This window comes from Acetatifactor sp., assembly GCF_982438285.1.
The window spans coordinates 1-8,354 of record NZ_CEWDFQ010000115.1 but is presented as its reverse complement, the minus strand read 5'-3'; the positions used below and the strand labels follow the sequence as shown (position 1 = coordinate 8,354).

Annotated in this window: 6 protein-coding genes and 1 pseudogene; all 7 read left to right on the top strand. The window is 45.8% G+C overall.

Features of this window, described 5'->3' with window-relative positions:
• A partial coding sequence (locus AC1WIP_RS07375; RefSeq protein ID WP_481141246.1) for a hypothetical protein occupies window positions 1–1,191 on the top strand: 1,191 nt, incomplete at its 5' end.
• Between the two features lie 30 nt (window positions 1,192–1,221).
• Window positions 1,222–2,139, top strand: a complete 918-nt coding sequence (locus AC1WIP_RS07370; RefSeq protein WP_481141245.1) for an ABC transporter permease — start codon at window positions 1,222–1,224, stop codon at window positions 2,137–2,139.
• Between the two features lie 10 nt (window positions 2,140–2,149).
• On the top strand, window positions 2,150–3,034 hold the full coding sequence (locus AC1WIP_RS07365; RefSeq protein ID WP_481141244.1) for a carbohydrate ABC transporter permease: 885 nt from the start codon (window positions 2,150–2,152) through the stop codon (window positions 3,032–3,034).
• A gap of 66 nt (window positions 3,035–3,100) precedes the next feature.
• Window positions 3,101–4,735: a type 2 periplasmic-binding domain-containing protein gene (locus tag AC1WIP_RS07360; RefSeq protein WP_481141243.1), complete on the top strand. Its 1,635-nt coding sequence runs from the start codon at window positions 3,101–3,103 to the stop codon at window positions 4,733–4,735.
• Between the two features lie 55 nt (window positions 4,736–4,790).
• On the top strand, window positions 4,791–7,211 hold the full coding sequence (locus AC1WIP_RS07355; protein ID WP_481141242.1) for a glycoside hydrolase family 3 protein: 2,421 nt from the start codon (window positions 4,791–4,793) through the stop codon (window positions 7,209–7,211).
• Between the two features lie 379 nt (window positions 7,212–7,590).
• Window positions 7,591–8,184, top strand: a complete 594-nt coding sequence (locus AC1WIP_RS07350) for a type IV toxin-antitoxin system AbiEi family antitoxin domain-containing protein (protein ID WP_481141241.1) — start codon at window positions 7,591–7,593, stop codon at window positions 8,182–8,184.
• Window positions 8,181–8,321, top strand: a pseudogene (locus AC1WIP_RS07345) (nucleotidyl transferase AbiEii/AbiGii toxin family protein); the annotation flags it as partial. The gene AC1WIP_RS07350 and the pseudogene AC1WIP_RS07345, both read left to right, overlap by 4 nt.
• Window positions 8,322–8,354 lie beyond the last annotated feature (33 nt).

Sequence of the window (8,354 nt, the reverse complement as noted above, 5' to 3'; positions counted from 1 at the left end):
GCCTCAAAGGATATGTATGAATGGGAAGAATATGAGGGAAATCCTGTTCTTGTACCGGATGAGGAATGGTTCATTACCTTTGCCAATGAGAATGTGAGCAATCATGCAGACTGGGGGGCGACGGTGGATTGCCGTGATATGCTGGTCGTGAAAGATGAAGAGGGGGAAGGATACTGGGGATATTTTGTGGCTTCTGCAGATACCGGAATGACGACCCCTACATCGGTAGCCGGTGTGGCATATTCCACGGATCTTCTCAACTGGGAGCAGTTGGGAATCGCTTATGCGCCGGAAAGCGTGGCTATGCCGGAGATGATTGATGTGTTCCAAATCGGGGATAAATGGTATATGACCCTTACCACTGCCAAGAATAATGGATGTATCAGCGGTTTTTCAGATCCGTATATTACCAGGGCACAGATTTATGCGACAGCGGATTCTCCAACAGGGCCCTTTGTGGAAAATCCGGACGATAATGTCATGATGGGAGGACAGCTTGGCAGTGGATATAGTTCCCGGAGCATTGTTTTTAATGGCAAAAGGAGAGTTTTGTATACGGACAGCAACAATGGTCAGTCCGTGGTTTCCTTGCCAAAGGATGTTGCTGTAAACGAGGAAGGGCATTTGCGTCTGTATTATGCAGCAGACCTTTTGGAAGGCATTCGAACCGGCACATTGGAGGACGCTATTGCGATTCAGCCCAACACCAGCTTTGCATGGAACACAAAGGGAGGTGTCTGGGAGAAGGACGGTGATGTTTACAGGTGCACGACCGACAATGACAGCTGGCAGCCGTTTTTAATGAGGGGCATGGCCAACAATATGGAGCTGGAGTTTGTAATGGATGCCGAAAGCCGCTGCTCGATGCTGGGAATCGTTTTATCGAACCAGGGAGACGGAAAGCTTTTGAATGATCTCAATCATATTCTGGCGATTGATTTGGAAAATGACAGAGTGTATTTGACCAACGCCCAGTGGGATATGGCTAATTGCAGAGAGTATCTGTTTGAAGAAAACACGGAATATCATTTTAGAATGCTGCTGATCGGCAACACCATCGAATTATATATTAATGATGAAATGGTATTTAACTCTGGAATCGCCAACACAGGCGCATATCGGGCTGGTCTGTTTGTAAATGACGGAACCATAACTATAAGGAATCTTGCGTTATACAGCGTGGAAGAATAGCATTGTGCAAAGGAAGGAGACCTTAAGAGGATGGAAAAAGGGAAAAGGCTTTTGAAACAGATATGGAAAAACAAGACAATATATATTGTCCTTTTTCCGGCGCTTTTATGGTATTTGATATTTGTATATGTTCCCATGGGCGGGTTGACGCTGGCTTTTAAGGATTATAAAGCGAATCTGGGAATTTTGGGAAGTCCCTGGATTGGTCTGGAGCATTTTGAAAACCTGTTTCAGGATGTTGAATTCTGGAATTCTGTGGGAAGGACATTGAAAATAAACATCCTGCGATTACTGATTACCTTTCCCATGCCGATCATCTTAGCCCTTTTGTTTAATGAACTCCGCCTGAGAAGGTATAAAAAGGTGCTGCAGACGGTTTTCACGTTTCCACATTTCCTGTCATGGATTGTAATTGCCAGTGTATTGAGGAATATCCTGGCATATGACGGCATCGTTAATGCAATTATCCATTTATTCGGCGGAGAAACCTTTAATTTTCTGGGAGATAAGAATTTATTCCAACCCATGCTGTATATCACGGATATATGGAAGGAGGCTGGCTGGGGAAGCATTATATATCTGGCCGCAATTTCGGGAATTGATCAGGAGCAGTATGAGGCTGCGGATATCGATGGGGCTACCCGGCTGCAGAAAATGCTGCGCATTACGCTTCCCAATATAATGCCCACAATCGTCGTTATGTTTATTCTGGCAGCTGGAGGAATCATGAGCGCGGGATTTGATCAGATATTTAATATGACAAATGCTGCGGTTCGTGAAGCCGGAGAAATACTGGATATGTATATTTACCGGATTACCTTCCAGGCTACGCCGGATTTCGGATTTTCCATGGCGGTCAGTCTGTTCCGCTCCATTGTAAATATGGTGCTGCTGTTAATTGCTGACCGGGGCAGCAGGCTATTTGGCGGAAACGGTTTGTTTGGTTAGGAGGAAGCATATGAAAAACAGCAGAAAGAAAAAGATTGGCAGTATGGATGTTGTAGTGTTTCTGATACTGACGCTGGGAGGGATTATTATTTTATTTCCTTTCTGGAATATGGTGGTCATTTCATTTACCACCCAGAAAGAATACATGGAAACGCCGCTGCTGCTTTTCCCAAAAAATCCGGTGCTTGATGCATACCGGGCTCTGCTTGGGGACGGAAGGATATGGATCGGCTTTAGAACGACCTTTTTGTACCTGATACTTGGTGTACCTCTGAATCTGTTTCTGACTACCTGCCTGGCGTATGGCCTGAGCCGCAAAAATTATCCGGGCAGAAAGCTGATCAGAGGATTGATTTTGTTTACCATGCTGTTTGGAGGCGGTATTATTCCCCTGTATCTGGTTATGGGAACATTGAATCTTACCAATACCATATGGGCGGTTATTCTGGCTTATGGCGTGAATACCTTTAATGCAATATTGATGAGCAACTTTTTCGCCTCAATTCCGGAATCGCTGACGGATTCTGCAAAGCTGGACGGCGCGGGAGACTGGAGAATGATTTTCTACATTATCATGCCTCTTTCAAAACCGATATTTGCTACGATAACATTATTTTATATAGTAGACAGATGGAACGAATGGTATAACTCGATGATATTTGTCCGGAAAAGCAGTTTGCAGCCTTTGCAGCTGGTTCTACGCAGTATTGTAATAGATTCGCAGGTAAAAGCAAAAATTTCCAGTATGGGCGTTGTGGCTATGGATGAATACGCATTTGATACTGCAATAAAAATGGCAGCGGTTGTTGTCACGATTATACCTGTAATGTGTGTATTCCCGTTCCTGCAAAAGCATTTTGTGAAAGGAGTGATGATTGGGGCGGTAAAAGCATGATACGTGGCAGTATGTGCAGCAGAAATTGATTACAAAGCCGCTTGCGCGGCGGAATGAGAGGTAAATATGAAGAAAAGGTTAATGGCAGTAATTTTAGCGACGGTAACGCTGGCACTCAGTGCCTGCGGCTCACAGGAAACCGATACGACTGACACGGCCGGTGCAACGGATAGTGTTTCTGCAGAGCAGACAGGAGACGCTGCGTCGGGGGAAGCGGAAAAGGATTATTCAGAGCACCTGGTAATCAGCCTGGCTTCCGTTCAGGTAAATGAGTCTGTAGACTATAACAATGGTGATGAATTTACAAAATGGTGGACCGAGAAATTCAATTTTGAATGGGATGTGATTGGCTTATCTTGGGATAACTGGGCTGAAAGGCTTCGGGTATGGATTAACTCCGGGGATATGCCGGACGTTGCCACATGGGACTACAATCACGGCGAAGCAATGAATTACATTGATCAGGGATTAATATACAGGCTTCCCGACGATTGGAAGGAAAGATGGCCGAATGTGGCGAAAGCATATGAAGACTCCCAGTTAGGGCCTGCACTGGAGGAAATGGTTGGCGGAACCTATATTTTGCCGAAACCGATTTTCTCAACAGTAAAGCCAACGGAGAAGGTAGTGCCTCATATAACCGTGTATCTCAGAAAGGACTGGGCGGAAGCGGTAGGATTTGAGCTAAAAGATTATTATACGGTATCCGAGCTTCTGGAATACGCAAAACTGATTAAAGAGCAGGATCCTGGCAATGTGGGCAGTGCGCTTGTACCGATTGCCGTAAGACCAGAAATGGCGCTGAACTTCTTTGTAAAATCAAATTCAACCTATGCAGAAGGCGGATTTTACAAGGACGAGAACGGCAATTATCAGTGGGGACCGGCTGATGAGGACACGCTCACCGGCTTGAAGCTGTATCAGCAGGCATTTCAGGAAGGCTTGATCAGTCCGGAGTTTTATGCCTACACCGGCACTGACGATAATGCAGAGTTTAACGTAACCGGTGTTGCCGGCGCTACTATGATGCAGGGTATGGCCGGTGCCATGACCCAGTGCGAAACCAGCATGAGGGATAATCTGGGGCTTGCGTATGATGATACCGTACACACATGCTTTGTTATAGGCGAGGATGGAAAATATCACAGCCCGGAGCAGATTAATTATTGGACAACCGTTATTTTCTCTCCTGATATTTCTCAGGAAAAATTTGAGAGATATATGGATATGATGGATTTCGCCTCCAGCGAAGAGAACAATATCTTCCTCCGTATGGGATTTGAAGGCGTTGACTGGGAATATGATGAAAATGGTGAAGTAGTGTCCCTGCTTGGAGATACGGTAGCAAGTGAGAAGTATCCTTCCGTATATCCCTGCTATGATGCAATGTATATTCTGGCAGATGAATTCCAGCTGATCAATCCTTCCTACAGAAAGGAATTCCGGGACAGGGTAGTGCAGCTATATGAAGAAAAATATGAAATGGGTGATGAGGAGACCATTCCATCTATTGACTGGGATGTGCAGTTGTACAGCTCAGACGCGAAGAATAAGCTTAGTTATAACTGGATTAATGAATATGCGGAATTGGTTCTGGAGGAAGGGGATGTGGAAACCAACTGGAGAAATTGGATAGAAGAACAGCAATATCAAATTCAGCCTGTGATTGATGAACTGAATGCAGAATTTGGTGGTAATTAATAGGCTTGGGGGCTGTTTCACAGCCCCCTTTTCTAAAATACAAGGATGGATAGAAATGGGAAAATGGCAGAGAATGTTATATCAGCCCGTATTGCCGCTGAAAGGTAATGCAGGAAGGGCAACAGGAAGCAGTGAGCACATTGCGTTGTCCAGAAGGGCCGCGGGAGAAGGAATGGTTCTTTTGAAAAACGAAACGGATACGCTTCCGCTGAATAAGGGGGAGAGAGTAGCGTTGTTTGGAAAAGGCTCCATTGATTATGTAAAAGGGGGCGGAGGAAGCGGAGAGGTTACGGTCGCTTATGTGCGTAATTTGTATGAAGGACTGAAAATCAAGGAAGAGGAAGAAAAAGTGCATATTTTCCATGAGCTCTCCCGGTTTTATGAGAAAGAGATGCAAAAGCAATATAAAGAAGGGGCAGTACCGGGCATGAGCAGAGAGCCAAAGCTGCCTGCCGCGCTTTTGGAAGCCGCCAGGGATTATACAGATACGGCGATTATAACCATTTCCCGTTTCTCTGGGGAAGGCTGGGACAGAAAATGCCAGGTGAATGAAGATGGTTATGCGCTTTATGAAGTCGAAGTCCAACAGATGGAGCTGAGTGCAAGCATTTTTGAAAATGGGGATTTTTATCTGACAAAAAGCGAGCAGAAACTGGTGGAAACCGTGAAGGAAAACTTCAAGAAGGTGATTGTCGTATTGAATGTAGGAGGGTTTATAGATACCTCCTGGTTTAAAGACTGTGAGGAAATTTCTGCAGTGTTGATGGCATGGCAGGGCGGAATGGAAGGCGGATTGGCTATGGCTGATATATTGTGCGGTGATGTCAATCCATCGGGCAGGCTGACGGACACCTTTGCGGTTGCTTTGGAAGATTATCCGTTTGTGAATGATTTCCATAAATCCGTCCATTATGTGGATTACACGGAGGATATCTATGTGGGCTACCGCTATTTTGAAACAGTACCGGGGGTGTATGAGAAGGTAAACTATCCCTTTGGCTTCGGACTGTCTTATACGGATTTTGAAATAACACCATCAGAAATAGCACAGAAGGACGGCACGATTGAAATAAAGGCACTGGTAACCAATGTGGGAAAGCGTGCCGGAAAAGAGGTTGTTCAGGTATACTATCAGGCGCCCCAGGGAAAGCTTGGCAAGCCTTGCAGGGAGCTGATTGCTTTTTCCAAAACAGATGAGCTGCAGCCGGACGAAAGCGTGATGCTGAGTATGTCCTTTGCTGTAAAGGATATGGCATCCTATGATGACTTAGGAAAAATATGTGTATCCTCTTATGTGATGGAAGCGGGAAATTACTATTTTTATATAGGGAATAATGTCAGGAACGTGCAAAAGCTGGATTTCACATATTCTTTGGAAGAATCGGTTATTGTGGAGAGGCTTAACTCCCGTGTTGCGCCCCGTCAGCTGGAAAGACGGCTTTTGGCAGACGGAAGCTTTGAAAGTCTGCCGCAGAGTAAGCCCTGTGAGGAAGCCGGATTGCCCCGTCAGGATAAAAAAACACTGGAAGCTTACGCTCCTGCAATCAGAGGCAGAAAAAAAATATCTTATGCCGAGCTGTGGAATCCAGAAATCCCCAAATTGCTGGATGTGGCCAATGGGAAAATCAGTCTGGACGAATTTGTGAATGCCATTTCGAATGAGGATTTGATTCATCTGCTGGGAGGACAGCCCAATACGGGGGTTGCGAATACCTACGGCATCGGAAATCTGCCGGAATATGGAATACCGAATGTTATGACGGCGGATGGTCCTGCCGGACTTCGCATAGCACCCGAATGCGGCATTAATACCACTGCATTTCCCTGTGCAACGCTGATTGCCTGTACTTGGAATACCAGGCTGGCCGAAGAAATCGGGCTGGCGGCCGCAGAGGAGATTAAGGAGAATAATATTGCCCTATGGCTTGCGCCTGCGGTTAACATTCACAGAAATCCCATCTGTGGAAGAAATTTTGAATATTATTCAGAGGACCCTCTGGTGGCTGGAAAAATGGGGGCGGCAATGGTGAGAGGAGTACAATCGCTGCACATAGGAGCCTGTGTAAAGCATTTTGCGTGCAATAACAAGGAAACCAACAGGAAAGACAGTGATTCCCGTATTTCGGAAAGAGCCTTGAGAGAAATTTATATAAAGGCATTTGAAATCATTGTAAAGGAGGCAGATCCCTATGTAATCATGACGTCATATAATTTGATAAATGGAGTGCAGGCCTCTGAAAATGAGGAATTGATAACAGGCATTTTGAGAGGAGAGTGGGGCTATAAAGGAATGGTTACTACGGATTGGTGGACCCATGGCGAGCATTACCGTGAGATTAAGGCTGGAAATGATTTAAAAATGCCTGCGGGCTATCCGGAAAGAGTAAAGGAAGCCTTGCGTCAGGGCTATATCACCAGAGAAGAAATTGAGGCATGCGTAAAGAGAATACTGGAAATGATATTGAAGCTGGACTAAGTTGGAAGTATTTTCAGAAGGCAGATTGGCAAAAAGGAGCTGTTTCAAAATGAAACGCTCCTTTTTTATGTATGACAGGCATGCCGCCAGTCTGTGGTGGAAGTCCACAAGGGGCGTAGTTGCCGACGAACCCCAAGGTTTACATCGTGATGCAGGCGAGAAGAAAAGACAGCGAAATCGTAGCCTGACGAACAGAAACCACAGTAGAAATGGCGAAACGTAAATGAGCAGGCATTGCACAACATAGGGCGAATCCATGGGAACGGAAAGGAGAAAGCACCACACAAGGCAATGTCAGAAATTTTTTCCTTCGGTACAACCATGACTTTCCTTTCACACTAATATTGCTTATAATATTAGTATGAAAGGAAGTAATACTATGAGTCAATTTGAACAGCTGGACCATCTGCTGAAAAATCAGGATGGGATGCTGCGCACTGAGCAGGCGGTATCTGCCGGAATTTCAAAACCTGTTTTTTATAACTATGTGCGGTCAAGGGATTTGGAGCGCGTGGCGCATGGAATGTATCTCTCCAAAGATACCTGGGTGGATGCAATGTATCTGCTGAACCTCCGCTTTTCTCAGGTTGTCTTTTCCCATGACACGGCGTTGTTCTTCCATGACATGACAGACCGGGAGCCCCTACAATATACGGTCACGGTCAAAACCGGTTATAACCCGACCAAGCTGAAGGAGGAAGGCGTACAGGTCTTTACGATCAAGGCGGAGCTGCATGAGGTCGGCCTGATTACGATGCAGACGCCTTTCGGCCATGATGTGCCAGTCTACGATATGGAACGGACGATCTGCGACCTGATCCGCAGCCGGAACCATATTGAGATGCAGACCTTCCAGGGCGCTTTGAAAGCGTATGCCAGACGGAAGGATAAGGACCTTCGGACGCTGATGCGCTACGCAAAGCTGTTCCGGGTCGAGAAGATTTTACGGCAGTATTTAGAGGTACTTTTATGATAAAAACAGCAAGGCAGCTAAAAGATTTAATCCGCAACCTTTCCAGGAAAAACGCTGCGGATGCGCAGATTCTGTTGCGGAATTACAAGATGGAGCGGTTCCTGGAGCGCATCTCCCTCTCGGCATATCGGGACAAAGAAACACCACCAAAGGAGGAGTAGGATATGCTG